The sequence below is a fragment of the Kitasatospora sp. NPDC088134 genome (assembly GCF_044741705.1).
Taxonomy (GTDB): domain Bacteria; phylum Actinomycetota; class Actinomycetes; order Streptomycetales; family Streptomycetaceae; genus Kitasatospora.
Genome location: NZ_JBIUTD010000013.1, coordinates 99,735 through 125,913, shown reverse-complemented (window position 1 = coordinate 125,913; position 26,179 = coordinate 99,735). Strand labels below are relative to the sequence as shown.

The following is a 26,179-nucleotide window of genomic DNA, read 5'->3' as shown; positions in this document are numbered from 1 at the left end:
GGGCGTTTCAGGTAGTGGCGGCGGCTTTCCACAGGTGGTGCGCCGCGTAGCTGCGCCAGGGCCGCCACAGGTCGGCCCGGGCGGGGTCGGCGCCGGTGCGGCGCAGGGCCGTGGTGATGGCGGCGTCGTTCGGGGGCAGGACGTCGGGGTCGCCCAGGGCGCGCATGCGGATGTAGGCGGCCGTCCAGGGGCCGGTGCCGGGCAGGGCCAGCAGTGCGCGTTCGGCGTCGTCGCGGTCGGCCCCGGGGTCCAGGACGACGCTGCCGGCGGCGAGCGCGGCGGCCAGGGTGCGCAGGGCGTCGCGGCGGGCGGCGGGGGTGCGCAGTTCGGCGAGGTCGGCGTCGGCGAGGGCGTCGGCGGTGGGGAACAGGTGGGTGAGGGTGCCGCTGGGGGCGGGCAGGGGGCGGCCCCGGGCGGCGACCAGGGCGGTCCCGAGGCGCCGGCCGGAGGCGAGGGTGACCTGCTGGCCCAGGATCGCTCGCACGGCGATCTCGTGCGGGTCGGCGGTGCCGGGCGCGCGCAGTCCGGGTTCGGCGTCGACCAGCGGGGCCAGGGCGGGGTCCGCGCGCAGGCGTTCGGCGACGGCTTCGGGGTCGGCGTCGAGGTCGAACAGGCGCCGCACCCGCTGGGTGGCGCAGGTCAGGTCGCGCAGGTCGTCCAGGTGCAGGCGGCACTCCAGCCAGGGTCCGGCGGAGGTTTCGCGGACCTCGGCGATGCCGGGGGCGTGCGGCAGGTCCAGGGTGCGGCGGTAGGTGCGGGCCCCGGTGGGGCCGGTGATCTCCTCGATGCCGTCGATCGCCCGGGCGGCCAAGTAGTCGAACAGCGCGCCGGTGGCGTGGATGCCGCGGTGGGCCAGGCGCAGCGGCACGCCCGCGGGGGCGTCGTGGGCGGTGTGCGGGGGGCGGGTGTGGGCGGCGGCGCGCAGTTCGCCGGGGGTGCGGGCGTAGGTCTCGCGGATGGTGTCGTTGAACTGGCGGATGCTGGAGAACCCGGCGGCGAAGGCGACGTCGGAGGCGGGCATGGCGGTGGTCTGCAGCAGTATCCGGGCGGTGTGGGCGCGCTGGGCGCGGGCCAGGGCGATGGGGCCGGCGCCGAGTTCCGCGGTGAGCTGGCGCTGGATCTGGCGGGCGCTGTAGCCCAGGCGCGCGGCGAGGCCGGCGACGCCCTCGCGGTCGATGACGCCGTCGCCGATCAGGCGCACCGCGCGGCCGACGACGTCGGCGCGGGCGTTCCAGGCGGCCGAGCCGGGCGCGGCGTCGGGGCGGCAGCGGCGGCAGGCGCGGAACCCGGCGTGCTGGGCGGCTGCGGCGGTGGGGTGGAAGGAGACGTTGCGGCGCTTGGGGGTGGTCGCCGAGCAGCTGGGCCGGCAGAAGATGCCGGTGGTGGCGACGGCGAAGAAGAACTCGCCGTCGAAGCGCGCGTCGCGGCTGCACACGGCCTGGTAGCGGCTGTCCTCGGTCATCACGGTGTTCACGGTGCCTACAAGGGGGGCTCGGGGGCGGGGACGGTGTACGGCGGGGTCAGCGGGCGTTGTGGAAGATGACGCCCAGGGTGGTGCGCCGTCCGGTCTCGACGGCGTTGGTGCCGTGGCGCATCGGGTGGCGGCGCCAGCCGCGATGGCCCTGGGCGGGGCGGTGCTGGACGGGGAAGACGAGGGCCTGGCCGAGGCCGGGGCGCACCACCAGGGCGCGGGACTGGGAGCGGGGCCGCTGTTCGACGAAGACGTTCTCCCCGCCGGTGAAGTCCTGTCCGGGCCGCTCCAGCATCAGCGTGGCCTGGAGGGGGAAGACGAGGTCGCCGTAGACGTCCTGGTGCAGGCAGGCGTAGTCGCCGGGGCCGTAGCGCAGCACCAGCGGGGTGGGGCGGTGCTGCCCGGCCGCGGCGCACTGCTCGTGGAGTTCGGCGAGCGTGGCGGGGAAGGTCCGCTCGCCCAGGCGCCGGGCCCACTCGTTGGCGATCCGGGCCAGCGGCGGGTACAGCCGCTCGCGCAGCTCCCGCAGCACGGGGTGGGCGGCGGGGTCGGCGTAGTAGCGGTAGGTGCCGCGGCCGAAGCCGTGGCGCTGCATCACCACGGTGGAGCGGAACAGGGCGTCGTCGTCGAAGGTGTCGGCGAGGTGGGCGCACTGGTCGGGCGACAGCAGCGGCGCGGTGAGTGCCACGCCGTCCCGGTCCAGCTGGGCGCGCACGTCCTGCCAGTCGATCGCCGCGAGAGCGGGCAGGGTACCGCCGCCCGGGGCGGGCGTGCCGGCGAGCAGTACGCCGGGGATGGTGTCGTTCCATACGTTCACGGGGCGGGTCCTTCGATGTCCTTCGACGTTCCGGGGGCGGCCCGGTGGGCGCGGGGGTGGAGTGTTTCGATCGTGGCCCGGGCGTGGCCCGGGTGCTGGCGGCATTCGGACGCCGCGTCCGGCGGGCGGCCGCAGGAAGGTCGGTCAGGCGGCGGCGTGCTCCAGCCGCGGGCGCAGCACCAGCGCGCGGTCGGCGTAGGGCACGATCGGGGTCTTGTGCTTGCGCCGCTCGCACAGTTCGTCGGTGGTCGGACCCACCACCAAGCGGTCGCACCGCTCACGGGCCCGCTCCAGCAGCCGCACGTGCCCCACGTGCAGCATGTCGAACACACCCGCCGTGCAGCCGACCAACTCCCGCCCGCCCGCGCCCTCTTCCGCGGGGGCCGGGCGCGCCGTCGTGGGGTTCCTGGCCGTCGCGTTCATGCTGGTACGCCCTTCTTCGAGCCGGTCACGGGGTTTCGACGGGTAGACGGCCCTCACGGCGAGAACGTGAGATCCGGGAGCGGACTTTTCCCTCCCCGCCCGGCCGGAGCCCGCGGGGGCCGTCGGCGGGAGGTCGGCCGAGGGCACGAGCGGCGGGAGCGCGGCGGCCGGAGAATTTCTGCGGACCGGACCTCACGTTCCCCCGGCCCGGGCCGTCTACCGGGTGAGGAAGCAGGAACGACAGGAGAGACGACATGGACAGCACCCGGCACACCGTCGCCGGCACCCGGCTCGGCGCGATCACCCTGGTCGCCGACGGCGACGCCGTCACCGGCCTGTACTTCCGCCACCACGTCCGCCGCCCCGACCAGGACACCTTCGGCCCCGCCGTCGACGTCTCCGAGGACCCGCTGCTGGCCGCGGCCGCCGAACAGCTCCACGACTACCTCGACCGCCGCCGCGAGACCTTCGACCTGCCGCTGCGCACCGTCGGCGACGAGTTCCAGGAGAAGGTCTGGGCCGTGCTGAAGGAGATCCCGTACGGCACCACCACCACGTACGGGAGCATCGCCGAACGGCTCGGCGACCGCCGCCTCGCGCAGAAGGTCGGCCAGGCCGTCGGCGCGAACCCGCTGTGCGTCCTGGTGCCCTGCCACCGGGTGGTCGGCGCCGACGGCTCGTTGACCGGCTACGCCGGCGGCCTGCGGCGCAAGCAGGAACTCCTCGCCATCGAAGAGCCGGCCGAGGTCACCGCCTCCCGCCTGTTCTGACCCGCCGTCACGAGAGAGCCCCGTGAAACAGCCCTTCGAGAAGATCGTCACCGAGCACGGCCCCACCGTGCTCCGCGTCTGCCGGGCCGTGCTCGGCCCGCAGGACGCCGAGGACGCCTGGTCGGAGACCTTCCTGTCCGCGCTGCGGGCCTGGCCCGACCTCCCCGAGGACGCCAACGTCGAGGCCTGGCTGGTGACCATCGCCCACCGCAAGGCCGTCGACGTCCACCGCGCCGCCAGGCGCAACCCGCTGCCCGTCGACGACCTGCCCGAGACGCCCGCGGCCCCCGACCACCCCGCCGACGACCGCGGCCTGTGGGCCGCCGTCCGGCAGTTGCCGCCCAAGCAGCGCCAGGCCGTCGCCTACCACCACGTCGTCGGCCTGCCCTACGCCGAGGTCGCACAGATCCTCGGCGGTACCGTCGAAGCGGCCCGCAGAGCCGCCGCCGACGGGATCAGAACCCTCAGGAAGCACTACCCCCCGTACGGGGACGAAGGAGAAGCACCATGAGTGGCACCCGCACCGGCGACGAGCTCACCGACCTGCTGTCCACCCCCCAGGACGCCGCGGTCCTGGAGCGGCTGCACCGCCGCCTGGAGGCCGAGGCCGACGACGCCGGCCTCGTCGACGTCGCCTACACCACCGTCGACTCCCCCGTCGGCCCCCTCCTGCTCGCCGCCACCCCCCGCGGGCTGGTCCGCGTCGCCTACGCCACCGAGGACCACGACCGCGTCCTGGACACCCTCGGCCACAAGCTCAGCCCCCGCGTCCTGCGCGCGCCCCGCCGCCTGGACGCCGCCGCCCGCGAACTCGACGAGTACTTCACCCACCGGCGCCGCACCTTCGACCTCCCCCTCGACCTGTCCCTGTCCAAGGGCTTCCGGCAGACCGTCCAGCGCCACCTGCCCGAGATCGCCTACGGCCAGACCCGCAGCTACCGCCAGATCGCCGAACTCGTCGGCAACCCCAGGGCCGTCCGCGCCGTCGGCACCGCCTGCGCCACCAACCCGCTGCCCGTCGTCGTCCCCTGCCACCGCGTCCTGCGCACCGACGGCACCCTCGGCGGCTACATCGGCGGCCTCGACGCCAAGACCGCCCTCCTCGCCCTCGAATCCGCCGCCTGACCCCCGCCGCGCACCGACCGGCCAACCCCCAGGTGTCCCGGCCCGAAGAGCACACCGCCGCGGCCCGGCCCGCGGACGTCCGGCGCCACCGCGCGGAGCGCCGGTCGGGCCCGGGGAACCCGCCCCGGGCCCGGCGCGCGCCCGGCCACCCCCGCCCGGGCCGCCGTCGGGCGGCGAACGTCCGGTCCGAATACCGCCAGCACCCGCCGCCGCCCCACGCCAGCATCAGAGATGTCACAAAGCGGCCCTAACCATTCTTTAGCGGACGCACCGGCAGCACCCGGGCGGGCAAAGCCCTTTCACGGCTGCCCGCCCCACCGAGCGAAGGAGAGCACCATGTCGATCGAGGACAACAAGGCCGTCGTCGCCCGCTGGTTCACCGAGTTCTGGGGCCCCGACTTCAACGAGGCCGTCATCGACGAGCTCGCCGCCCCCGGCATCCGCTTCGAGTACTCCCTGCACGCCCCCTGCCGCGGCCGCGACGAGGTCCGGGCCTTCGCCAAGAAGTTCCGCGAGTCCTTCCCCGACCTCGCCTTCGGCGGCACCGCCGACCTCATCGCCGAGGGCGACTACGTCGTCGGCCAGTGGATCGGCGGCGGCACCCACACCGGCCCCGCCTTCGACGACATGCCCATCGGCGCCCTGCCCGCCAACACCGGCAAGACCATGCGCTTCACCGGCACCACCGTCCTCAAGGTCGAGAACGGCCTGATCACCGAGGAGATCGGCCTCGACGACGGCGTCACCGTCCTCCAGCAGCTCGGCCTCATCGTCCCCGCCTGACCCACCGCCCCGGTGCGCGGACACCCCGCGCACCGGCAGCCCCCGGGAACGGGCCCGGTACCGCCGGGCCGCCGGCGCGGAGCACAAGCAACCCCGGCCGCACCCGCAGCAACCGGGCACCTGCCCCACCCCCGCCCGGGCCCGCCCCGACCGGAAGAACAGCAAGGAACGCCCACCGATGACCGGCACCGCCGCCCCCGCACCGCACCACGCCACCGACCCCGCAGTCGTGGTCGGCGACGACGGCCTCGCCCGCCCCGCCTGGGCCGCCACCGACCCGCTGCTGCGCCACTACTACGACACCGAGTGGGGCATGCCCGTGTGCGACGAGCACGGCCTGTACGAGCGCATCACCCTGGAGGCGTTCCAGGCCGGACTGTCCTGGGCGACGATCCTGCGCAAGCGCCCGGCCTTCCGCACCGCGTTCGACGGCTTCGACCCCGACCGGGTCGCCGCCTACGGCGACGCCGACATCGAACGCCTCCTCGCAGATGCTGGCATCGTCCGCAACCGCGCGAAGATCCTGGCCGCCGTGACCAACGCCCGGGCGACCGTCCGCCTGCGCGAGCACGGCGGCCTGCCCGCGCTCGTCTGGAGCTTCAAACCGCCGCAGACCCCCCGCCCGCGCACGTTCGCCGAGATCCCCACCACCTCCCCCCACTCCCGGGCCCTGGCCGCCGCCCTGCGCAAACACGGATTCGCGTTTGTCGGCCCCACCACCATGCACGCCCTCATGGAAGCCGTCGGCATCATCGACACCCACCTGCTCGACTCCCACCGCCGCGGCACCTCCGGCATCTGGCCCGCATGAACACCGCCGCTCCGCTCCGACCGTCCAGAAGCCCGCCAGCCAGCCACCATAAGGAAGTAGTTGGCACCCGCACCCGGGCACTGTCGGAACCCCGCGTCTACGCCCGGGCGGCACAGAAGCCCTTGCCGGTGTAACGGCTGGCGAAGTAAGCGTCGTTGGCCGCGATGATCGCGCACGGCGTGAGATTGCCCCGGGCAGTGCCGTCCTCGCTCACGGCCCGGTACCGGCGACCCTCCTCGCAGGCGACCACCGGGACCACCTCGGGGTGCGCGGACACGCTGTGCCGCTCGCAGCGAAGAGGGATGGGCCCGGTCGGTGGTGCGCTCTTGGCGCGCCTGGCCTCCCCGACAGGACGCGAGGTCTTCGGCACTTCCCTGGCGAACAGCTCGGCCCCGATCCACCCGGTTTCGGTGAGGGCCCGACTGACCTGGGGCGCGTTGTGTCCGGACTCCCACTCTCCGTAGACCCGGCGCTCGACACCCAATGCCCGGACAACCTCGGCCACGGGCACTCCGGCGCGACGACGGTAAGACCGGAAGACAACGCCCGGCGGCTCGTTCTGAAGGCGCCTGAACACCAAATGATCATGGCATCCCTTGAAGATGTCCCCGAGAAGCCCGGTGGCGTTTCCACGGAAGGAGTCCCGCCAGTCCCGGTAGTGGCGGGAGAGTTGGACGCTGTTGAGTCCGAGGAACTCCACCCACTGCAGGATCGGCTCGGCCACCTCCTTGGCCAGGCCCCGCTCGACTGTTCGGACCGCCTGGATACTCGCCCCCGACTCCATGGCCAACTGCGTCTGGCTCAGACCGAGACGGGTACGGAGCCGGCCGAGCGGTCCCCCTCTGTCCACCGGTTGCCGCACCGGGCCTCCCCTCCTGAACCAGCAAGCCGGGAAGAAGTGTCCCACCCCGCCGCGCCTCTGGCCTTTGACAGGCGATCTTGACTGGTTGACAGGTGACCTTGACCGCTGTCAGATCCCCAAGAGAGCGATGTCCTTGAACAGGCACTCGGTAGAGGGGCGGAGCCAAGGGGTACCGCCATTCGGAGAGTTCTCATACCCGAGTCCACCATTGGTGTTGAACACCTGGAACCCGCGGTCCAGCCGGAAGCCCTCCCGCTCGTCGGTGCGCATCCGCCCGCCCACCGCGTCGGCGGCCTCCAGCAGCCGCACCCGCCGCCCCGCCGCCACGTCCAGCGCGCAGGCCAGCCCGGCGAGCCCCGCGCCCACCACCACGACGTCCACGTCCGTGCCCACGTGTTCCTCCTCGTCCGGTACCGCTCCGGGGCGGATTCGGATCAGGCCGCCCCGGCGGATGGGAGCGCCCGGCCCGGCGCCGAACGCTGCGGGAACGCTGCGAGTGCCGCCGGGCCGGGGCGCGGGCGGACGGTGGGAGGCGGAGGCAGCCGCCTCCCCGATCGGAGGAGGGACCGTCATGGACCTCAGGGACGAACTTCCCGTGGACCACCGCCTCGGGCGGGTCTACCGGTACGGCGCCGGCCTGTGCGGCGTGGTCCTGCTGGTGTTCGGCCTGCTCGGCGCGACCGACGGGCTGGCGTTCTTCAGCACGAACGGCCAGAACGTGGCCGGGCTGTCCAGCAACGGCCTGCTGAGCGCGGTGTCGATCGTCACCGCGGCCGTCCTGATCGCGGGCGCCGTGATCGGCGGCAACACCGCCTCCACGATCAACATCGTGGTGGGCTGGCTGTTCGTGCTCAGCGGCTTCGTCAACCTGGCCCTGCTGGACTCCGGGGCCAACGTGCTGGCGTTCCGCATCCCCAACGTGATCTTCAGCTTCGTGATGGGCTTCCTGATCGCCACCTTCGGCATGTACGGCCGGGTCAGCAGCAAGCTCCCGCACGACAACCCGTACTGGCAGCGGCGCCACGGCCACCCGTCCAAGGTCTGACCGCCGGCCGGCGAGCGGTGCGAAGCGATGCGGCAAACGATGCACGAACGATGCAAGTGGCCGGACGCTGCGCGGGCGCGGACCGTGGTGACCATGGCAGCCACCCTGCACACCACCCGGAACCAGCCCGTTCCCGCCGCGTCCGGACCCGAGCGGTCCGCCGCCCTGCGTGCCCTGCTGGAGGAGGTGGCGGGCGGCGACCGGGAGGCGTACGCGGACCTGTACGAGGCGCTCGCGCCGGTGGTCCTCGGCATCGCGCTGCGGGTCCTCCGGGACGGCTCGCACGCCGAGGAGGTGGCCCAGGAGGCGCTGCTGGAGATCTGGCGCTCCGCCCCGGCCTACCGCCCCGAACGCGGTTCGGTCACCGCCTGGGCCTGCACCATCGCCCACCGCCGGGCGGTCGACCGGGTCCGCTCGGTCCGCGCCCGGGTCGAGCGCGAGCAGCGCGTCCTGCGCGAGGACCGGCCGGTCGCCGAGCCCGTCGCCGACCAGGTCGAACGCGACTTCGACGCGGCCCGGGTCCGGCGCGCCCTGGCCCAACTGACCGAGACCCAGCGCGAGTCGCTGGTGCTCGCCTACTACGGCGGGTACTCGCAGACCCGGATCGCCGCCCTGCTCGGCGTCCCGCTCGGCACCGTCAAGAGCCGGGTCCGGGACGGCCTGCTGCGCCTGCGCGCCGCCTTCGGCGAGGACGAGTGAGCCCGACCCGCCTGGAGGAGGCGAACAAGCGATGACGGAACCCGCCCGCGCCACCGAATCGGTGTGGCACTACCCGCGGCCCCCCGCGCTGGTCCCCGACGGCCGACTGGTCGAGGTGCGCTTCGCCGGGCGGCTGCTCGGCTCCGGCAACGGCGGCCCCGGGACGTCGGGATGGTGAGGCCCGCGGCCCCGGCGCCGCTCCCCGTCGACGGCGGGCCGACCGAGCCGGTCGCTTTCGGCGCGGGCCCCGGGCCGGGCGTGTCGACCGGGTCGGTGGCCCGGCACCTCGGCGTGTCGCCCACCACGGTCCGTTCCTGGGAGCGCCGCTACGGCATCGGCCCGGCCCACCGCGACCCCGGGCAGCACCGCCGGTGGAGCGCCGAGGACATCGCGCTGCTCGACGCCATGTGCCGCCTCACCGCGCGCGGCGTCCCGCCGGCCGAGGCCGCCCGGGCCGCCCGCGCGGCGGCGGGCGCGGCGGAGGCGGCGGGCGCAGCGGCGGCCGGGAGAGGTCCGGGGGCCGCCGACCCGGGCGGGTCGGTGCCGCGGGCCGGGCGGCAGGTGCCGGGCGGGAGCCGGGCGATGCGGGTCGGGGCGGTCCGGCCGGAGTGCCGGGGGCTGGCCCGGGCGGCGCTGCGGCTCGACGGGCCCGAGGTGGCCGGCATCCTGCGCGCCGCCCTGGAGGCCCTCGGCCCGGTCCGGGCCTGGACCGAGGTGATGATGCCCGCGCTGCGCGCGGCGGGCCGCAAGTGGGCGGTCGACGGCGAGCAGTACGTCGAGGTCGAGCACCTGCTGTCCTGGCACGTCTCCGCCGCGCTGCGCAGCGCCGCCATCGCCCCGGCCGCCTACCGGGAGGGCCCGCCGGCCCTGCTGGCCGCGCTGCCCGGGGAGCAGCACACCCTCCCGCTGGAGGCGGTGGCGGCCGCGATGGCGGCCCGCGGCCTGCCCTACCGGATGCTCGGCGCGGCGGTGCCGCCGCGCGCCCTGGTGGACGCCGTCGAGCGCCTCGGCCCGTCCGCGGTGCTGCTCTGGTCGCAGAGCCGGGAGACCGCGGACCCGCGGCTCGCCCACCGGATCGGCGGCACCGAGTGGGGCCCGGCCGGCTCCCGGACCAGCCCCCTGCTGATCACCGCCGGTCCGGGCTGGAGCCGCCCCGCCCTCCTCCCGGGCGCCGCCCGCCCCGCCTCCCTGGAGGCCGCCCTGGCCCTCCTCGACCGGGACGCCGAAGTCCCGGGCCACCGGACCGCGTCCCGGGACTGATCCCGCGGCCGGTCGAGGACGGTCGGCGGACGCGGCCGTCGGGCGAGGCCGGTGCGCCTCCGGGGCCGACGTGACGCCCCGGTGGGCGGCAGCGGTCAGAAATCGCAGTGCCCGTCCGCTCCGCTTCCGTTCCCGCCGTAGTAGAAGGTGTGCCAGTTCCCCCGTATCCGCCGGTCGTTGCACGTCCTGGTCGACCCGTGGTTGATCTCCAGGACCGGCGTGAACTCCATGGGCGCCGGGTAGTTGTCGATCGGGACGGGCCGTGAGGTCCACCAGCCCGCGTTCGCGTTGGTGTAGGCCCGGTCGTACCTCCAGCCGGAGCCGTCGGCGTACGGGTGCCCGTCGTCCAGCCGGATGTACCCCACCTTGTTGCTCAGGTCCACCACGTCCCCGTCCTGGTTCCAGTGGAACTCGGCGTACGCCTGGCGGCAGTCGGCGTAGTAGCCCAGGTACAGCGTCCCCAGCCGTCGCGGGGCGGGCGTCCACGGGTCGGACCACGCCCCCAGGTCGTAGATGTCCGTGGGGTTGTTCGCCAGGATGGGGTTGGAACAGGTGGCGGCCCGGGCCGGGGCGGCCGGGGCGGCCACGACCGCGCAGGCCGCGGCAAGTGCCGCCAGGGCTGCGGCCGGTCGACGCGCCGACCGGCGGGCGGTCCTGACCCGGCGCGCACGCCTGGAAGCGCCTTCCAGCGTCTTTCCGTCCCCGCCGGGGGAGGCGCCGAGGGCCGTGGCCGCGCCCGCCCCCCGGGCCGCCGTGGTTCCCGTCGCGGCCTCAACGATTTTGCGCATGACGCACGATCCTCCCCCGTACCGGTGCACAACAACTGTCCCAACGCCGGGAGAGCCTAGGGGCCGGTCCCGGCGGGGTGACAGGCGATTTTCGGCCCACGCGTCCGGTCCGGCGGGAGGTGCCCGGGGCCGGGTCCGCCGGGGTCATCCCGCCGGCGCGGTGCGGGCGGTGAGGGCGCCCCAGCCGAGGTCGAGCAGGTCGAAGGCGCGCACCAGGGCGGCGCGCGGGTCCTGCTGGGTCGCGGCGGCGCGGGGGGCCTCCAGGGCGAAGTGGGCCAGGGCGGTGCAGGCGGGGTCGTCGGCGGGCAGGCCGCTCTCCTCGGCGACGGCGGCGGCCAGCGCGGCGGTGTGCCGCAGCCACATGGCCTGGTGGTAGTCGCGCAGGGCGGGGGTGGAGTCCACCAGGGCGAGGAAGGCCGCGAAGCGCGGGTCGCCGTCGGTGGCGCCCCGGCGGTGGCGCAGCGCGTGCTCGCGCAGCGCGGCCGGGACGGACTGCCCGGCGGGCCGGTCGCGGACGGCGGCGAGCAGCACCGCCTCCAGGTCGCCCTCCTGGTCGAAGACCAGCGCCTCCTTGGCCGGGAAGTGCTTGAACAGCGTGGTGGTGGAGACGTCCGCGGCGTCCGCGATCTCCCGGATGCCGACCGCGTCGTAGCCGCGCTCCAGGAACAGGCGCAGCGCGGCGTCGGCGATGGCCTGCCGGGTGGCGGCCTTCTTGCGCTCGCGCCGCCCCGGCGGCGGGGGCGGCGGTGGGGGAGCGGCGGGCGGAGCGCCCGGCGGCGGGGGCGGTGGCGGGGGCGGTGGCGGGGTCTCGGGCATGGCGGCAGTCTACCCACTTGGTTGAGCGGATTCAAAAGTTGACTCGTTGCACTTATTGAACCGTTGTGCTTTTCTGGCGGTCCACACCCGCCCCGAGAAGGAGCACCCCCATGGCCACCGCCACCCCCGCCCCCCGGATCGCCGTCGTCGGCGCCGGCCCGGGCGGCCTGACCTGCGCCCGGATACTGCAGCGCCACGGCATCGCCGTCACCGTCCACGACCGCGACCCCGGGCCGGACGCCCGCGGCCAGGGCGGCACGCTCGACCTGCACGAGGACGGCGGGCAGCTCGCCCTGCGCGAAGCCGGACTGCTCGACGCGTTCTTCCGACTGGCCCGTCCCGAGGGCCAGGAGATGCGCCAACTCGACTCCTCCAGTGCGGAGTTCGTCTTCCACCACCTGCCCGCCGCGGACGAGCGCAGCCGGCCCGAGATCGACCGCGGCCGACTCCGCGACCTGCTGCTCGATTCGCTCGCCCCGGGCACCGTGCGGTGGGGCCGCACCCTGCGGGCCGTCGAGGGGACCGCAGGCGGGCCGCGCCGCCTGCGCTTCGCCGACGGCACCGTCACCGAGGCCGACCTGGTGATCGGCGCCGACGGCGCGTGGTCCGCGGTCCGCCGCGCGCTCTCCCCGGCCGTCCCCGCCTACACCGGGATCGCCTTCCTGGAGGCCTGGTTCCACGACGTCGACACCCGCCACCCCGAGGTCGCCGCCCTGGTCGGCCCCGGCAGCGCCGCCGCGGCCGACGGCGAACGCGCCCTGTTCGCCCAGCGCGGCGGCGGCGGGCAGCTCCGGGCGTACGTCGTCCAGCGCGTCCCCGCCGACTGGCTCGCCGCCGCCGGGCTCACCACCGGGGACACCGAGGGGATCCGCGCCCTGCTGCTGGAGCGCTACCGCCACTGGTCGCCGCGGCTGCGTCGGCTCCTCACCGACAACGACGGCCGCTACGTCGACCGCCCGCTGCACGCCCTGCCCGTCCCGCACCGCTGGGAGCCCGACCCGGGCGTCACGCTGCTCGGCGACGCCGCGCACCTGATGCCCCCGCTCGGCGTCGGCGTCAACCTCGCCATGCTCGACGCCTGCGAACTCGCCCTCGCCCTGGCCCGCCACGCCACCCCCGCCGAGGCGGTCCGCGCCTACGAGGCGACCATGCTGCCGCGCTCCGCCGAACTGCAGCGGCGGCTCGACGGCGCCGCCGCCGGCCTGCTCTCCGCCGAGCCGCACGACCCCTCGGTCCACGGATGACCCCGGACGGGACGGGGCCGGAACGGGGGACGGCGGCCCCTCCCGGTGCGGGAGGGGCCGCCGTCGCGGTGCCGGTGGGTCAGCCGACGTTGGCGCAGGAGTTGCCGAACGCCGGGTTCAGCGCGCCGATCAGGTTCAGCGAGTTGCCGCACACGTTGACCGGGATGTGCACGGGGATCTGGATCAGGTTGCCGGACAGGACGCCCGGCGAGCCGGCTGCCACGCCCTCGGCGCCGGCGGAGGCGGAGGCGACTCCGGCGGTGCCGAGCACGGCGGTGGCGGCCAGGGCCAGGGCGGCGAAGGAGGTACGGATGGCGGACATGTCGAACTCCTTGGTGTCGGACTGGGTGCTGCCCCGGGCGGGGCGGCACCGTGGATTCGAGGTGCCCGGGCCGGTGGAGCGCTCCGGGGGCGCTCCTGCGCCCCGGCGGTGCACGGGTCCGGTACGGGCTGCGGCGGGTACGAACGCCGTTCCGCGGGTCGAACGACACGTACTCTGCTCCGTCGGCGCCCGCGGGTCGCGGTGGACGGGCCGTTGGGGTGCTCCGGCCACCCGCCCGGCCCAGTCCGCTCACCCGTCCGGCCGGGCGCCGGGGCCCTCGTTCCTCCGAACGAGTGAATCCGCCGCCGGCCACCCGTCCGCCGGCCGCCCCGCCGCGAAGACCGGACGTGCGCGGCGCCGGGGTCGGCCGTCGCGCACGGCGCGGGGACGGGACCCCCCACGGGTCGGCACCCGGGGTCCCGTCCCCTGCGCGGCCGCCTCCGCCCGCCCGGGGCCCATCCGATCCGCCCCGGGCGACGAACCACCCGTGGCAGCAAGGTCGTTCACGTCCAAGGAGGAGCGGACAGATGGTCACCGTCCAGCGCAGCATCACCCTTCGGCACACCGCCGACGAAGTGCGCACCTACCTGGCGGACTTCGCCCACGCGGTCGAGTGGGACCCGGGCACCGAGAGCTGCACCAGGACGGACGCCGGCCCGATCGCGGTCGGCTCGGCCTGGACGAACGTCTCCCGCTTCCGCGGTCGGCAGACCACCCTGCGCTACACCCTCGAACGGTACGAGGAGCACCGGCTGGTGTTCGTCGGCCGCAACCGCACCGTCACCTCCACCGACGACATGGTGCTGCACCCCTTCCCCGACCGGACGGTGCTGGTCTACCGGGCCGACCTCCGCTTCCACGGCCTCGCCCGCCTCGCCGCCCCGTTCCTGCGCCCCGCCTTCGAACGGCTCGCCGACGGCGTCGTCGAGCGCCTTCCGCGGGCCCTGGCGGCGCACTGACGCCCCCGGACCGCACCGGGCCGGGGGCGGGCAGGCGGTCGGATCAGGCCGCGACGGTCAGGTCCGGGCGGCCGAACAGCAGGGCGTAGCCGCGCGGGAGGTGGGCCAGGAGGCGGGCGGTGAGCCCGGGGCCGGCCAGTTCGGCGAGCGCCACGAGCACGCTGGAGGCGTCCCAGCGGGCGGCGGCCAGGCTGGTGCCGAGCGTTTCGGCGACCGCCTCGACGAAGGCGGGGGCGCTCACCGGCGCGGGCAGCGGGAGCTGAGCGGCCAGCACGGCGCGGGCCTGCTCGGGCAGGACGGCGGCGAGGTCGCAGCGCTCGTCCCCGGACAGCTGGGACCCCAGGTGGGTGAGGACGGCGGTCAGCACCCGGGTGGCTTCCGTGTCGCTGCGGTAGCGCCCCGTGTCGCGGACCAGCCGGAGCAGACGGCGGTGTCGGGTCATGGGAGTCGGCCTTCCGGATCGGGCCGCCCGGGCGGCCGGCGGGCGGCTGGGCTTCGGCGAGGGGTGCGGCTGGGGTGCGGCGAAACCGTCCGGACGGAGCAGGGCCGGACGGAGCAGGACCGGACGGCAACGGGGCCGGGGCCGGGGCGCCGCCCCGGCCCCGGGGGCCGGTCAGGCGCTGAGCTGCCGGGTGCCGCCGCTGTGCGTGACGGCGACCTTGCGGGGCTTGGCCCGCTCCGCGACCGGGATGCGCAGCGTCAGCACGCCCGCCTCGTAGTCCGCGGTGATGCCCTCCGGGTCGAGGGTGTCGGACAGCATGATCTGTCGGGAGAAGACGCCCAGCGGGCGCTCCGACAGCTCCCACTTCACGTCCGGGCCCTGCGGGCGGGGCCGCCGCTCGGCCTTGACCGTCAGCATGTTCCGTTCGACGTCCACGTCGATCGCCGCCGGGTCCACCCCGGGCAGGTCGAAGCAGATCACGTACTCGTCGCCGCTCCGGTAGGCGTCCAGGGGCATCGGCGCGGGCCGGGACCACGTGCCCGACGTGCCGCCGACGAACTGCTGGGCCAGCCGGTCCAGTTCGCGGAACGGGTCAGTGCGCATCAGCATCGCGAAACACCTCCACCTGTGAGTGCCAGTGCGCTTCACCTGACACGGTTGTAGCACGTCGTCCGACGGATGACAAAGCCCGTTTGTCGTGGTTAGGGTGACGCTATGAGCCAGCAGTCCCCGAGAGCCGTCACCGAACCCGCCGGACCCGTCCCCTTCCTGGCCGCCGCGGCCGCCCTGGCGGCCATCGACGAGGCGGTCCGCACCGCCCGGACGCCGGGTGCCGCCGCCGGAGCAGCCGAGGCCGACCCGCGGGCCGAGGGCCCGGCCCCGGCCCTGGCCGCGCTGGTCCTGCTGCGCGAGCTGCGCACCCAGCTGGCCGGATGGGAGGCCGGCCTGGTGGAGGAGGCCCGCGCCGCCGGCGCCACCTGGGCCGACCTCGCCCACCCCATGGGCGTCGCCAGCCGGCAGGCCGCCGAGAACCGCTACCTGCGGCTGCGGCCCGCCCCCTCCCCGGACGCCCCCGCGACAGGCGCCGAGCGGGTCAAGGCGGTCCGGGACCGCCGCGCCGCCGAACGGGCCGTCGGCGCCTGGGCCCAGGAGCACGCCGCCGAACTGCGCGTCCTCGCCGCCCGGATCAGCGCCGCCGCGCTCGCCCCCGAGGCCCGGCCCGCGCAGGCGGCGCTCGCCAGCGCGCTCGGCGCCGCCGACGCCGCCGACCTGGTGGAACCCCTCGCCGACATGCGCACCCACCTCGGCAGCACCCACCCCGACCTCGCCGACCGCCTCGACGACCTCGCCCACCGCACCGACCGGCTCCGCCATGACAGCGACCGACGGCGCGCCTGACCCCGCCCCGGGCCCCGACCGCTGGCAGGACCTGCTGGACGGCATCGCCCGCACCAGGGCCCGGCTGGAGCGGGAACTCGCCGCCACCACCGCTGCCTTCGACGCCCGGCTGGCCCGGCTGGACGCGCTGCGCCGGGAACTCGCCCGGGAGCTGCCGGAGCCCGGCGCCGTCCGGCCCCCGTCCGGCGCCGGGCTCCCGTCCGGCGCCGACCGGCCCCCGGAGGACGGCGGCCCGCCGGACGGCCGGTACGCCCTGATCGGCTGAGCGGGCGCCCGCCCCGTCGGCGGTCGGCTTGCGCGTCGGCGGGGCGCGGGTGGTGATGGAGGGAGGAGCAGGTCCGTCGTTCCGCCGAGGAGGAAGAGATGTCCCACCACAAGTCGAACAAGTCCGTCGAGGGCGACCCGGACAGCGGCCACGGCCGGGGGATGCCGCGCCGGCCCGACGAGGAGGAACTCGAGGAGCGCACCGAGGAGGACCGCGAGGAGGTCGGCCTCGACCCCGACGGGGACGACGGCGCCGACGGAGACGCGTAGCAGCGCCCCCAGGCATGTGGGAGTGGGGGGGGCGGGGGGGCCGGGGGGGGCCCCCCCCCCCGCGGGGGGGGGGGGGGCGGGGGGGGCGGGGGGGGGGGGGGCCCCCCGGGGGGGGGGGGGGGCCGCGGGGGGGCGCCCCCCCCCCCCCCGCGGGGGGGGGGGGGGGCCCCCCCCCGCCCCCCCCCCCCCCCCACTCCCACATGCCTGGGGTCAGTCGCGCTTGAGGGCGCCCTTCACCCGGTCGGCGACGTCGTGCGCCGCGTCCTTGACGCTGTCGGCGGCCTGCTTGAGCTTGGACTCGGCCTGGTCGCGCTGGCCCTCGCCCTTCAGCTCCTCGTTGCCGGTCGCGTCGCCGATCTTCTCCTTGGCCTGGCCCGCGACGTCCTGCGCCTTGTTCGAGAGGTCACCCACGGTCGTGCTCCGTTCCGGTACCGACGGCCCGGTGGCCGCCGCCTTCCGGCCACCTTCCCCCCTCCGGGCCCGCCCCGGCCCGGACCCGCCGCACCGGGGCGGGCGGGTTCCCCCGGACGGATCATCGGATCACCGGCGCTGCGGTGACGGACCGTCACCAATCGGGTCGGGACGGCGGGCGGCGGCGCGCCGGTCCGGGCGGGTCCGGGCGAGTTCGGCGTCCACCTGGAGGCCGAGCAGGATCGCCAGGTTGGACAGCCAGAGCCAGACCAGGAAGACGATCACCCCGGCCAGCGTGCCGTAGACCCGGTTGTAGGAGCCGACCCGGGTGACGACGACGGCGAAGCCGACCGACAGGGCCAGCCAGAGCAGGACGGCGAGCACGCTGCCGGGGGAGACCCAGCGCAGGCCCCGGCGGTGCACGTCCGGGGCGGCCCAGTAGAGCAGGGCGATCATGAAGGAGACCAGCAGGAGCAGGACCGGCCACTTGGCGACCGCCCAGACCCGGACGGCCGTCGGGCCGATGCCCAGCAGGGTCCCGGCCCGTTCGGCGACGGGCCCGGTGAAGACCACGATCACCGCGCTGGCCAGCAGCATCGCCATCATCACCAGGGTGAGGCCGAGCTGCAGCGGGGTGAGCTTCCACACCGGGCGGCCCTCGCGGACGCCGTGCACGGCGTTCGAGGCCCGGATGAACGCCCCGATGTAGCCGGACGCCGACCACAGCGCGCCGAGCAGACCGGCCACGGCGAGCCAACCCCCGCTGCCACCGCCCGCCCGCAGCTGCTGCACCGAGGTGCGCAGGATCTCCCGGGCCGGTCCGGGCGCCAGCAGGCGCAGGTTCTCCAGCACCGAGTCGGTCAGCGCGCTGCCGAACACCCCGAGCAGCGCGACCAGCAGCAACAGCGCCGGGAACACCGCGAGCACCCCGTAGTACGTCAAGGTGGCCGCGCGGTCCGGCAGTTCGTCGTTCAGCACCTGGACGGCGCACCGGCGCAGCACCGCCCACCAGCGGCGCCGCCGCCGGTGCCCGGACGGCGCGGTCCCGGCGGCGGGCGGGGTGTCGGCGGTGGCGGCGGTGTCGGTGGCGGCGGGGACGGCGGGCGGCCCGCTGTTCCTGGTGGGCCCGGGCGGGGTTCTCATGCCCGCCGGATGCCCGGCCGCCGCGGGGCCATGCCTGCGGGCCGGCGGGACGGTCCGCCCGGCCCGGTCAGGCCCCGGCGGCGCGCTGGCGGTCGACTGCCTCGCGCAGGTGCCGCCGCCGGGCCGCGGCGCGGTGCCGCTCCTGCGCGTCGGCGGCGGTGATGTCCAGGAAGACCTGGTCGAACTCCGGGAGTTCGGTCCTGAGCCGCTGCTTGGCCGCCACGCACAGCTCCTCCACCCCGGCGCTGTCCAGGCCGTCCACCAGGTCGACCCGGGCCGCCAGCAGGGCCGAGTCCGGGCCGAGCTGCATGGTCAGCAGGCGGGTCACGGTGTCGATGCCGGGCTGCGCGGCCAGCAGGTCCAGCGCCCGCTGCTGGGCGGCCGGGTCGACGGCCTCGCCGATCAGCCGGTCCTTGGCGTCCCGGCCCAGCCGGTGGGCGACGTACATCAGCAGCACCCCGATGGCCAGCGCCGCGGCCGCCTCCCAGACCGGCCGCCCGGTCAGCTGGTGCAGCCCCGCGCCCGCCAGCGCCAGCAGCACGCCCAGCACCGCGGCCGCGTCCTCCGCGAACACCGTGCGCACCGTCGGGTCGCTCCCGTGCCGCAGCTGCGCGGCCAGGCCGCGCCCGGCCCGGCGGGCCTGCCCGCGGATCTCCAGCGTCGCCTTCAGCAGCGAACCGCCCTCCGCCAGCAGCGACACCAGCAGCACCAGGTACACCACCAGGTAGCCGCCGGTCTCCTCGCCCTCCGGGTGCAGCAGGGTGTGCAGCCCCTGGTAGAAGGAGAAGCAGCCGCCGGTGACGAAGATGCCCACCGCCGCCAGCATCGACCAGAAGAACCGCTCCTTGCCGTAGCCGAACGGGTGCCGGGCGTCCGGCCGCCGTCGGCTGCGGCGCAGCGAGGCCAGCAGGAACACCTCGTTCAGGCTGTCCGCCACCGAGTGCGCCGCCTCCGCCAGCAGCGCGGGCGAGGCCGCCACCAGGCCGCCCGCCACCTTCGCCAGCGCGATCACCAGGTTGGCCGCCAGCGCGACCACCACCGCGCCCCTGGTCCCGCCGTCGGCCGGGACCCCGTCGTGCTCCGCGTCCTTCGTCACCCCGCCCGTGTGCCCCGGCCCGGCCCGGCCAATCGCGCGCAGCGGTCGGAGGCATGACGGAAGTCTGACGTCCGGCCCCCGCCCCTGGGCAGCGGCGGTGCGGTCTGGTCGAATCGTCCCGTGGACGAGCGGAGCGACAGCGACGAGGAACGGCACGGCACGCCGGTGGGCCGCCGGGTGGTGCTGGGGCTGCTGGGGCTCGGCGCCGCCGGGGTGGCGGCCGGGCCGTGGTTGCAGCGGGCGCAGGAGACGGTGGCGCGCAACGACCCGACGGGGCTGAGCGGGCTGCTGCCCGGCGGGGGGTTCCGCTACTACTCGGTGACCTCCTCGGTCCCCGAACGGGGTGAGGCGGACTACACCCTCACCGTGGACGGCCTGGTGGAGCGGCCCACCACCCTGCGGCTGGCCGACCTGCGGGCCCTGCCGCAGCGCCGGATCGTCCACGACGTCCAGTGCGTCACCGGCTGGCGGGTCCCCGGGACCCCGTTCGAGGGCGTGCCGCTGGCCGACCTGCTGGACGCCGCCGGGGTCCGGCCGGAGGGCCGGGCCGTCAGCTTCGGCTGCTTCGACGGCGCCTACACCGAGAGCCTGACGCTGGACCAGGCCCGGCGCCGGGACGTCCTGGTGGCGCTGCGGATGCAGGACACCCCGATCGGGCACGCGCACGGCGGGCCGGTGCGGCTGTACGTCGCCCCGATGTACTTCTACAAGTCCGCCAAGTGGCTGTCCTCGATCACCGTCACCGACGCCGTCCGCCCGGGCTACTGGGAACGGCTCGGCTACGACGTGGACGCCTGGGTCGGCCGGTCGAACGGACGCGACGATGCGCCGACCGTCTGAGCCCCGGCCGTCCGAGCGGCGCCCCCGCTTCACGGCCGCGCAGCGCTGGGCCCACCGGGGCACCGCCGCGCTGATGCTCGCCTGCCTGGCGACCGCGGCCTGCCTCTACCTGCCGCCGCTGGCCCAACTGGTCGGCCGGCGGCGGCTGGTGGCCGGGGTGCACGAGTGGTGCGGGCTGCTGCTGCCCGTCCCGTACCTGCTCGCGCTGGCCTCCCGGGCGATGCGCCGCGACAGCCGCCGGCTCGGCCGCTTCACCGCCGCCGACCGGGCCTGGCTGCGCTCCGTCCGGCGGCGGGGCGCGCACCGCCCGGCCGGGAAGTTCAACGCCGGGCAGAAGCTGTACGCGCAGTGGACCCTCGGCGCGATGCTCGTCATGCTCGGCACCGGCCTGCTGATGTGGTTCACCGGCCTCGCCCCCGCCGTGTGGCGCACTGGCGCGACCTTCGTCCACGACTGGTTCGCGCTCGCCGTCGCCGTGGTGACGACCGGGCACCTGCGGATGGCGTACCAGGACCCCGAGGCCCGCCGCGGCATGCGCACCGGCACCGTCGACCGGGCCTGGGCCGCCCGCGAGCACCCCGACTGGCCGGAGGAGCCCGGGCCGCGCTGAACCGCCTGGTTCGGGCCCGGCGATCCGGGTTAGACGCGAGCCCGTGCTGAGATTCCTGTGCGTGGCCCTGCTCTGGGCGGTGGCGGCGGCGGCCGTCGTGGTGGCGGCGCTGTCGCCGTGGTGGTGGTGCGCGGCCGGGCCGTTGCTGGCCCTGGCCGTGCTGGCAGTGGCCGACCTGGTGCAGCGGCGGCACTCGGTGCTGCGCAACTACCCGGTCATCGGCCACCTGCGGTTCCTGCTGGAGGACATCCGGCCGGAGGTCCAGCAGTACTTCGTCGAACGCAACGTGGACGGCCGCCCGTTCGACCGGGACACCCGCAGCATCGTCTACCAGCGGGCCAAGGGCACCGACGCCGAGGAGCCGTTCGGCACCGAGCTCGATCTGTACGAGCTCGGCCGGGAGTTCCTGGTGCCCTCGCTCGCCCCGGTGGCCGTGCCCGACCGCGCGCCCCGGGTGCGGATCGGCGGGCCCGACTGCGCGCAGCCCTACGACATGGCGCTGCTGAACGTCTCCGCGATGAGCTTCGGCTCGCTCTCCGCCAACGCCGTGCTCGCCCTCAACACCGGCGCCGAGCGCGGCGGCTTCGCCCACGACACCGGCGAGGGCGGCCTCTCGGAGTACCACCTGCGGCCCGGCGGCGACCTGGTCTGGGAGATCGGCACCGGCTACTTCGGCTGCCGCACCGACGACGGCGGCTTCGACCCCGGGCAGTTCGCCGCGAAGGCCGCGCACCCGCAGGTCAAGTGCGTCTCGCTGAAGCTCGGCCAGGGCGCCAAGCCCGGCATCGGCGGCGTGCTGCCCGGCGCCAAGGTGAACGCCGAGATCGCCGAGGTGCGCGGCGTCCCGCAGGGCGAGACGGTGATCTCGCCGCCCTACCACCGGGTCTTCGACACGCCCCGCGAACTGGTCCGCTTCCTGGCCCGGATGCGCGAACTGGCCGGCGGCAAGCCGGTCGGCGCCAAGCTCTGCGTCGGCTCCCGCCGCCAGTTCCTCGCCCTCTGCAAGGCGATGGCCGAGGAGGGCACCACCCCCGACTTCCTGATCGTCGACGGCGCCGAGGGCGGCACCGGCGCCGCGCCGATGGAGTTCGCCGACCACATGGGCCTGCCGCTCACCGAGGGCCTGATCACCGTCCACAACGCGCTGGTCGGCACCGGCCTGCGGGACCGGATCAAGATCGGCGCCAGCGGCAAGGTCGCCACCGGCAGCGACCTGGTCAAACGCCTGATCCAGGGCGCCGACTACACCAACGCGGCCCGGGCCATGATGTTCGCGCTCGGCTGCATCCAGGCCCAGCGCTGCCACACCAACACCTGCCCCGTCGGCGTCGCCACCCAGGACCCGCGCCGGGTCCGTGCCCTGCACGTCGCCGACAAGGCCGAACGCGTCCGGCGCTACCAGGAGGCCACCGTCCGCAGCGCCCTGCAGCTGATGGCCGCGATGGGCGTCGACGACCCCGCCGACCTGCGCCCGCACCTGCTGAACCGCCGGATCGACCCGCAGACCGTCCGCTCCTACGCGGACCTGCACCAGTGGCTGGAGCCCGGCCAACTGCTCGACCGGGCGCCCGAGGAGTGGGCCCGGGACTGGCACGAGGCCGACCCCGACCGCTTCACCGTCTGACGCCGGATTCCCCCCAGAGACGAACGAAGGAGCCTTCCGTGGCACGCACCGTCGCCCGGGTCATCGTCGACGCCCTCCAGGAGCTGGGCGTCCGCCAGGTCTTCGGCGTCGTCGGCGACGCCCTCAACCCGCTCACCGACGCCATCCGCACCACCGAGGGGGTCGACTGGATCGGCTGCCGGCACGAGGAGGCGGCGGCCTTCGCCGCCGGGGCGCAGTCCCAGCTCTCCGACCGGCTCGGCGTCTGCATGGGCACCGTCGGCCCCGGCTCGGTGCACCTGCTCAACGGCCTCTACGACGCCGCGAAGTCCCGCACCCCCGTGCTCGCCATCGCCGGGCAGGTCCCCTCGGCGGAGATCGGCGGCGACTACTTCCAGGAGGTCGACAACGACCTGCTGTTCCGCGACGTCGCCGTGTACCGGGCCACCGTCACCGCCCCCGAGCAGCTGCCCCGGCTGCTGGAGGCCGCCGTCCGGGCCGCGCTCGCCGAACGCGGCGTCGCCGTGCTGACCGTCCCCGGCGACCTCGGCGACCGCGAGGTGCCCGACGACCGCCCCGCGCGCTTCCCGCGCGCCCGCGCCGTCACCCGGCCCGACGACCAGGGCCTGCGGGCCGCCGCCGAACTGCTCAACGCCGGGGAACGGGTCACCCTGCTGGTCGGCCGCGGCGCCCGGCACGCCCGCGCCGAGGTGCTCGAACTCGCCGAACGCCTCGCCGCGCCCATGGTGCTCACCCTCAAGGCCAAGGAGGGCTTCGAGCACGACAACCCGCACCAGGTCGGCCAGACCGGCCTGATCGGCAACCCCGCCGCCGCGCACGCCCTGGACGCCTGCGACACCCTGCTGCTGCTCGGCACCGACTTCCCCTACCGCGACTGGTACCCCGAGGGCCGCCGCACCGTCCAGATCGACCTGGACGAGCGCCACCTCGGCCGCCGCACCCCCGTCGACGTCGGCCTGGCCGGCGACACCGCCGCCACCCTGCGCGCCCTGCTGCCGCACCTGGACGCCGCCGCCGACCGCGGCCACCTGGACCGGGCCCGCGACCTGTTCGAGGAGTGGCAGCGCGGGCAGCGCAAACTCGCCGACCCCCGGCACGACCACCGGCTGCTGGGCCGGCTGCGCAGCGCCCTCGACAACCGCGACCACGACATCCGCCCCGAGGCGCTGGCCGCCGCCGTCGACGCCTGCGCGGCCGACGACGCGATCTTCACCTCCGACACCGGCATGGCCACCGTCTGGCTGTCCCGCTTCGTCACCATGCGCGGCACCCGCCGCCTGCTCGGCTCCTACAACCTCGGCTCGATGGCCAACGCCATGCCGCAGGCCCTCGGCGCCCAACTCCTGCACCCCGAACGGCAGGTGGTGGCGTTCTGCGGCGACGGCGGGCTCAGCATGCTGCTCGGCGACCTGATGACGATCAGGACCCACCGGCTCCCGGTCAAACTGGTGGTCTTCGACAACCGCCGGCTCGGCATGGTCAAGCTCGAACAGGAGCAGTCCGGCCTCCCCGAGTTCGGCACCGAACTCGACAACCCCGACTTCGCGGCCGTCGCCGAGGCCCTCGGCCTCACCGGCATCCGGGTCACCGACCCCGCCCGGCTGCACGACGCCGTCCGCGAGGCCTTCGACACCCCCGGCCCGGTCCTGCTGGACGTCCTCACCAACCCCCAGGAGATCGCCGTCCCCGCCGAGCCCACCGTCCAGCAGGGCTGGGGCTTCGCCATCGCCAAGCTCAAGGAGACCCTGCAGAGCCACGGCGGATGACCCGGCGCACGACCCGGCGCGGCGGCCCGGCGCCCCGCCGGCCGGATGCGGCAGGGTGGGAGGGGTGAACACCGTCGAGGAGAACGCGGACTACGCCGTCAGCGCCGAGTTCTACGACCTGCTGCAGGCCGAACCCGACCGGCGGCGGGCCGAGCGCTGGTTCGCCGCCGCGGCCGGGCGGGCCCGGACGGGCATCGTCGAGTTCGGCGCCGGGACCGGCCTGGTCACCGGGGTGCTGCTGGCCCGCTCGGCCGTGCCGGTGCACGCGGTGGAACCCGCCCCGGCGATGCGGACGGTGCTGATGAGCCGGGTCGCGGCGCTGGGCGCCGACCGCCGGGCCCGGCTGACGGTCCATCCGGGCCGGGCCGAGGACGCCGGGCTGGACGCCGTCGCCGATCTCGCCGTCGCCGCCAACGTGGTCGGCTGCGTCGAACCGGCCGCCCGCCGCGCCCTGTGGCGGGCCGCCGCCCGGGCCCTGGCCCCCGGCGGACTGCTGCTCTTCGACCCACCGCCACCGGCACTCCCGGACGCCGCCGAGCGGTTGGGCGGCCTCGGGCCGGTCCGGGTCGGGCCGGACGACTACCTGGCGGAGGTCACCCGGGTGCCCGACCGGGGGCTGCTCCGGATGGTCTTCGACTACCGGGTGGAGCGCGCCGGGCAGACCGTCCGGGAGGCCCGCGAGAGCTTCCCGATGTGGCCCGCCCGGCCCGCCGCCCTGGCGGCGGAGGCCGCGGCGGCCGGGCTGGAGTTCGTCCCGGCGCCGCACCCCGACCTGCTCGCGGCCCGGCGCCCGGCCGGCTGAGCCCGCCCCTGCGAGCATCGACGGACGCTGACGACGGGTTCGGTGGTGCCGGGCGTCGCGGACGTGCCGCGCGCGGTCGCGTTCCGGACGGCGGCGCCGGGGTACGTGCCGCGGACGGACGCCGACGCGCGGTGGGCGGTGCTGCCGCCGCCCGTTCCGGTGTCCGGCCGTGCTTGCGGCGGACCTTCCGGGGTAGCCGCCGCCCATGGTGACCGTGGGAGTGGAAGAGGAGTACCTGCTGCTGGACGCCGCCACCGGCGTCCCGGTGGCCCGGGCCGAGCAGGTGCGGCGGACGGCGCAGCAGCACCCCGCGGTCGACGGGGCCGAGGTGCAGCCCGAACTCCTCCAGGCCCAGCTGGAGATCGCCACCCCGGTCTGCCGGACCCTGGAGGAGGCCGCCGAGCACCTGGAACGGCTGCGGCGCGCCCTCGCGGAGGCCGCCGCCGAACACGGCTGCCGGCTCGCGCCCGTCGGCGCCGCGCCGTTCACCGACCGCCTGCCGGTCCCGGTCAGCGACGACCCCCGGTACCGGGCGATCCGCGCCCACGCCCCGCAGCTGACGGACGAACAGCTGATCAACGGCATGCACGTGCACGTCGGCGTCCCCGACCGCGCCGCCGGCGTCGCCGTCCTCAACGGCCTGCGCCCCTGGCTGCCGCTGCTGGTCGCGCTGTCCGCCAACTCGCCGCTGTGGCACGGCGTCGACACCGGCTTCGCGAGCTGGCGCACGGTCGTCTTCGGCCGCTGGCCGGTCGGCGGCGTCCCGCCCGAGTTCGACGGCGCCGCCGACTACGACCGCCGCATCCGGGCCCTCGTCGACGGCGGGCTGATCGGCGACCTCGGCCAGCTCTACTGGCAGGCCAGGCTCTCCGAGCGCTACCCCACCGTGGAGGTCCGGGCGATGGACGTCCAGCTCCGCGCCGAGGAGGCGGTGATGCTGGCCGGCCTGGTCCGGGCGGTCGCCGCCACCCTCCTCGCCGGCCCCGAGCCCGGCCCCGGCCGCGCCGCCGGTGCCGCCCACCACCCCGAGCACCTGTCCGCCGCGGTCTGGCAGGCCGCCCGCCACGGCTGCGCCGAACGACTCCACGACCCGCTGACCGGGAGGACCGCCCCCGCGGCCGAGGTCCTCGACCACGTCCTGGACGCCCTCGCCCCCGCGCTCCGCCGGGCCGGTGACGCCCCGTGGGTCGAACCCGCCCTCGCCCGCCTGCGCACCGACGGCAACGGCGCCGTCCGGCAGCGCCGCGCCCTGCGCCGCGGCGGCCGCGCCGCACTCGTCGAGCTGGTGGCCCCGGCGCCGGACGGCACGGCCCCGTGA

At 75.9% G+C, this 26,179-nt stretch carries 32 protein-coding genes and 1 pseudogene; 20 read left to right on the top strand and 13 right to left on the bottom strand.

Annotated elements, in window-relative coordinates; all coding sequences use genetic code 11:
- Positions 1–7 precede the first annotated feature (7 nt).
- From ACIOHG_RS21380 to ACIOHG_RS21370, 3 genes are all read right to left on the bottom strand, one after another.
- Positions 8–1,462 carry an AlkA N-terminal domain-containing protein gene (locus ACIOHG_RS21380; RefSeq protein WP_400952929.1) on the bottom strand — a complete coding sequence of 485 codons (1,455 nt, stop codon included), beginning with the start codon at positions 1,460–1,462 and terminating at the stop codon, positions 8–10.
- Between the two features lie 58 nt (positions 1,463–1,520).
- A complete protein-coding gene (locus tag ACIOHG_RS21375; RefSeq protein ID WP_400952926.1) occupies positions 1,521–2,288 on the bottom strand; it encodes a 2OG-Fe(II) oxygenase in 768 nt (255 codons plus the stop codon).
- A gap of 144 nt (positions 2,289–2,432) precedes the next feature.
- Complete coding sequence (locus tag ACIOHG_RS21370) at positions 2,433–2,711, bottom strand: adenylyltransferase/cytidyltransferase family protein (protein WP_400952924.1); 279 nt, start codon at positions 2,709–2,711, stop codon at positions 2,433–2,435.
- A gap of 254 nt (positions 2,712–2,965) precedes the next feature.
- Here ACIOHG_RS21370 and ACIOHG_RS21365 point away from each other — a divergent pair, with 254 nt between their 5' ends.
- The 5 genes from ACIOHG_RS21365 to ACIOHG_RS21345 all read left to right on the top strand — a co-directional run bounded on the left by ACIOHG_RS21365 (position 2,966) and on the right by ACIOHG_RS21345 (position 6,200).
- Positions 2,966–3,481: a methylated-DNA--[protein]-cysteine S-methyltransferase gene (locus ACIOHG_RS21365; RefSeq protein ID WP_400952922.1), complete on the top strand. Its 516-nt coding sequence runs from the start codon at positions 2,966–2,968 to the stop codon at positions 3,479–3,481.
- 22 nt (positions 3,482–3,503) lie between these two features.
- Positions 3,504–3,992, top strand: coding sequence for an RNA polymerase sigma factor (locus ACIOHG_RS21360; RefSeq protein ID WP_400952920.1), 489 nt, complete (start codon positions 3,504–3,506; stop codon positions 3,990–3,992).
- Complete coding sequence (locus tag ACIOHG_RS21355) at positions 3,989–4,606, top strand: methylated-DNA--[protein]-cysteine S-methyltransferase (RefSeq protein ID WP_400952919.1); 618 nt, start codon at positions 3,989–3,991, stop codon at positions 4,604–4,606. The genes ACIOHG_RS21360 and ACIOHG_RS21355 overlap by 4 nt, the downstream gene beginning before the upstream one ends.
- Positions 4,607–4,942: 336 nt before the next feature.
- Positions 4,943–5,389: an ester cyclase gene (locus ACIOHG_RS21350; RefSeq protein ID WP_400952917.1), complete on the top strand. Its 447-nt coding sequence runs from the start codon at positions 4,943–4,945 to the stop codon at positions 5,387–5,389.
- A 178-nt stretch (positions 5,390–5,567) separates the two neighbouring features.
- Complete coding sequence (locus ACIOHG_RS21345) at positions 5,568–6,200, top strand: DNA-3-methyladenine glycosylase I (protein WP_400952915.1); 633 nt, start codon at positions 5,568–5,570, stop codon at positions 6,198–6,200.
- A 97-nt stretch (positions 6,201–6,297) separates the two neighbouring features.
- Here ACIOHG_RS21345 and ACIOHG_RS21340 read toward each other — a convergent pair whose 3' ends face one another.
- Together ACIOHG_RS21340 and ACIOHG_RS21335 are read right to left on the bottom strand one after the other, a co-directional pair.
- Entirely contained in the window at positions 6,298–6,924 is a 627-nt protein-coding gene (locus ACIOHG_RS21340) for a helix-turn-helix domain-containing protein (RefSeq protein WP_400952912.1), read from the bottom strand.
- Between the two features lie 345 nt (positions 6,925–7,269).
- Positions 7,270–7,455, bottom strand: a pseudogene (locus ACIOHG_RS21335) (FAD-dependent oxidoreductase); the annotation flags it as partial.
- Between the two features lie 178 nt (positions 7,456–7,633).
- On the opposite strand from ACIOHG_RS21335, the gene ACIOHG_RS21330 reads away from it, so the two are divergent.
- The 4 genes from ACIOHG_RS21330 (at position 7,634) to ACIOHG_RS21315 (ending at position 10,066) form a co-directional block, all read left to right on the top strand.
- Entirely contained in the window at positions 7,634–8,107 is a 474-nt protein-coding gene (locus ACIOHG_RS21330; protein ID WP_400952909.1) for a DUF4383 domain-containing protein, read from the top strand.
- A gap of 93 nt (positions 8,108–8,200) precedes the next feature.
- Positions 8,201–8,806: a sigma-70 family RNA polymerase sigma factor gene (locus tag ACIOHG_RS21325; RefSeq protein WP_400952906.1), complete on the top strand. Its 606-nt coding sequence runs from the start codon at positions 8,201–8,203 to the stop codon at positions 8,804–8,806.
- A gap of 31 nt (positions 8,807–8,837) precedes the next feature.
- Positions 8,838–8,984 carry a hypothetical protein gene (locus tag ACIOHG_RS21320; RefSeq protein ID WP_400952904.1) on the top strand — a complete coding sequence of 49 codons (147 nt, stop codon included), beginning with the start codon at positions 8,838–8,840 and terminating at the stop codon, positions 8,982–8,984.
- A complete protein-coding gene (locus tag ACIOHG_RS21315) occupies positions 8,978–10,066 on the top strand; it encodes a MerR family transcriptional regulator (RefSeq protein ID WP_400952902.1) in 1,089 nt (362 codons plus the stop codon). The genes ACIOHG_RS21320 and ACIOHG_RS21315 overlap by 7 nt, the downstream gene beginning before the upstream one ends.
- 95 nt (positions 10,067–10,161) lie before the next feature.
- Here ACIOHG_RS21315 and ACIOHG_RS21310 read toward each other — a convergent pair whose 3' ends face one another.
- A complete protein-coding gene (locus tag ACIOHG_RS21310) occupies positions 10,162–10,854 on the bottom strand; it encodes a hypothetical protein (protein WP_400952899.1) in 693 nt (230 codons plus the stop codon).
- Between the two features lie 144 nt (positions 10,855–10,998).
- Complete coding sequence (locus ACIOHG_RS21305; RefSeq protein WP_400952896.1) at positions 10,999–11,670, bottom strand: TetR/AcrR family transcriptional regulator; 672 nt, start codon at positions 11,668–11,670, stop codon at positions 10,999–11,001.
- 110 nt (positions 11,671–11,780) lie between these two features.
- Here ACIOHG_RS21305 and ACIOHG_RS21300 point away from each other — a divergent pair, with 110 nt between their 5' ends.
- A complete protein-coding gene (locus ACIOHG_RS21300; protein ID WP_400952893.1) occupies positions 11,781–12,914 on the top strand; it encodes an FAD-dependent oxidoreductase in 1,134 nt (377 codons plus the stop codon).
- Positions 12,915–12,993: 79 nt separating this feature from the next.
- Here ACIOHG_RS21300 and ACIOHG_RS21295 read toward each other — a convergent pair whose 3' ends face one another.
- Positions 12,994–13,236, bottom strand: a complete 243-nt coding sequence (locus tag ACIOHG_RS21295) for a chaplin (RefSeq protein WP_400952890.1) — start codon at positions 13,234–13,236, stop codon at positions 12,994–12,996.
- 527 nt (positions 13,237–13,763) lie between these two features.
- Between ACIOHG_RS21295 and ACIOHG_RS21290 the strand changes: the two genes are divergently transcribed.
- Positions 13,764–14,195, top strand: a complete 432-nt coding sequence (locus ACIOHG_RS21290; RefSeq protein ID WP_400952887.1) for an SRPBCC family protein — start codon at positions 13,764–13,766, stop codon at positions 14,193–14,195.
- A gap of 43 nt (positions 14,196–14,238) precedes the next feature.
- Here the strand turns inward: ACIOHG_RS21290 and ACIOHG_RS21285 are convergent, their stop codons facing one another.
- Together ACIOHG_RS21285 and ACIOHG_RS21280 are read right to left on the bottom strand one after the other, a co-directional pair.
- The gene (locus tag ACIOHG_RS21285) at positions 14,239–14,637 is read right to left on the bottom strand and encodes a DUF2267 domain-containing protein (RefSeq protein WP_400952885.1); all 399 of its coding nucleotides are present in this window, start codon (positions 14,635–14,637) and stop codon (positions 14,239–14,241) included.
- Positions 14,638–14,808: 171 nt separating this feature from the next.
- Positions 14,809–15,246: an Hsp20/alpha crystallin family protein gene (locus ACIOHG_RS21280; RefSeq protein ID WP_400952883.1), complete on the bottom strand. Its 438-nt coding sequence runs from the start codon at positions 15,244–15,246 to the stop codon at positions 14,809–14,811.
- Positions 15,247–15,351: 105 nt separating this feature from the next.
- On the opposite strand from ACIOHG_RS21280, the gene ACIOHG_RS21275 reads away from it, so the two are divergent.
- The 3 genes from ACIOHG_RS21275 to ACIOHG_RS21265 all read left to right on the top strand — a co-directional run bounded on the left by ACIOHG_RS21275 (position 15,352) and on the right by ACIOHG_RS21265 (position 16,569).
- Positions 15,352–16,035: a hypothetical protein gene (locus tag ACIOHG_RS21275; RefSeq protein WP_400952882.1), complete on the top strand. Its 684-nt coding sequence runs from the start codon at positions 15,352–15,354 to the stop codon at positions 16,033–16,035.
- Positions 16,010–16,300 (top strand): hypothetical protein, encoded by a 291-nt coding sequence (locus ACIOHG_RS21270; protein ID WP_400952879.1) that lies wholly within the window; start codon positions 16,010–16,012, stop codon positions 16,298–16,300. Before ACIOHG_RS21275 ends, ACIOHG_RS21270 begins: the two co-directional genes overlap by 26 nt.
- Positions 16,301–16,398: 98 nt before the next feature.
- Positions 16,399–16,569 carry a hypothetical protein gene (locus ACIOHG_RS21265; RefSeq protein WP_400952876.1) on the top strand — a complete coding sequence of 57 codons (171 nt, stop codon included), beginning with the start codon at positions 16,399–16,401 and terminating at the stop codon, positions 16,567–16,569.
- A 210-nt stretch (positions 16,570–16,779) separates the two neighbouring features.
- Here the strand turns inward: ACIOHG_RS21265 and ACIOHG_RS21260 are convergent, their stop codons facing one another.
- The 3 genes from ACIOHG_RS21260 to ACIOHG_RS21250 form a co-directional block, all read right to left on the bottom strand.
- Positions 16,780–16,980 carry a CsbD family protein gene (locus tag ACIOHG_RS21260; protein ID WP_400952874.1) on the bottom strand — a complete coding sequence of 67 codons (201 nt, stop codon included), beginning with the start codon at positions 16,978–16,980 and terminating at the stop codon, positions 16,780–16,782.
- Between the two features lie 129 nt (positions 16,981–17,109).
- Entirely contained in the window at positions 17,110–18,123 is a 1,014-nt protein-coding gene (locus ACIOHG_RS21255) for a YihY/virulence factor BrkB family protein (protein ID WP_400952871.1), read from the bottom strand.
- A 67-nt stretch (positions 18,124–18,190) separates the two neighbouring features.
- On the bottom strand, positions 18,191–19,219 hold the full coding sequence (locus ACIOHG_RS21250; protein WP_400952868.1) for a cation diffusion facilitator family transporter: 1,029 nt from the start codon (positions 19,217–19,219) through the stop codon (positions 18,191–18,193).
- Positions 19,220–19,339: 120 nt separating this feature from the next.
- Here ACIOHG_RS21250 and ACIOHG_RS21245 point away from each other — a divergent pair, with 120 nt between their 5' ends.
- The 6 genes from ACIOHG_RS21245 to ACIOHG_RS21220 all read left to right on the top strand — a co-directional run bounded on the left by ACIOHG_RS21245 (position 19,340) and on the right by ACIOHG_RS21220 (position 26,179).
- Complete coding sequence (locus ACIOHG_RS21245) at positions 19,340–20,059, top strand: molybdopterin-dependent oxidoreductase (RefSeq protein ID WP_400952865.1); 720 nt, start codon at positions 19,340–19,342, stop codon at positions 20,057–20,059.
- Positions 20,043–20,669 carry a cytochrome b/b6 domain-containing protein gene (locus ACIOHG_RS21240; RefSeq protein ID WP_400952862.1) on the top strand — a complete coding sequence of 209 codons (627 nt, stop codon included), beginning with the start codon at positions 20,043–20,045 and terminating at the stop codon, positions 20,667–20,669. The genes ACIOHG_RS21245 and ACIOHG_RS21240 overlap by 17 nt, the downstream gene beginning before the upstream one ends.
- Before the next feature lie 46 nt (positions 20,670–20,715).
- Positions 20,716–22,293 (top strand): FMN-binding glutamate synthase family protein, encoded by a 1,578-nt coding sequence (locus tag ACIOHG_RS21235; RefSeq protein WP_400953077.1) that lies wholly within the window; start codon positions 20,716–20,718, stop codon positions 22,291–22,293.
- Positions 22,294–22,331: 38 nt separating this feature from the next.
- Positions 22,332–24,059 carry a thiamine pyrophosphate-dependent enzyme gene (locus ACIOHG_RS21230; protein WP_400952859.1) on the top strand — a complete coding sequence of 576 codons (1,728 nt, stop codon included), beginning with the start codon at positions 22,332–22,334 and terminating at the stop codon, positions 24,057–24,059.
- 64 nt (positions 24,060–24,123) lie between these two features.
- Positions 24,124–24,861, top strand: coding sequence for a methyltransferase (locus tag ACIOHG_RS21225; RefSeq protein ID WP_400952857.1), 738 nt, complete (start codon positions 24,124–24,126; stop codon positions 24,859–24,861).
- A gap of 205 nt (positions 24,862–25,066) precedes the next feature.
- Positions 25,067–26,179, top strand: coding sequence for a glutamate--cysteine ligase (locus ACIOHG_RS21220; RefSeq protein WP_400952854.1), 1,113 nt, complete (start codon positions 25,067–25,069; stop codon positions 26,177–26,179).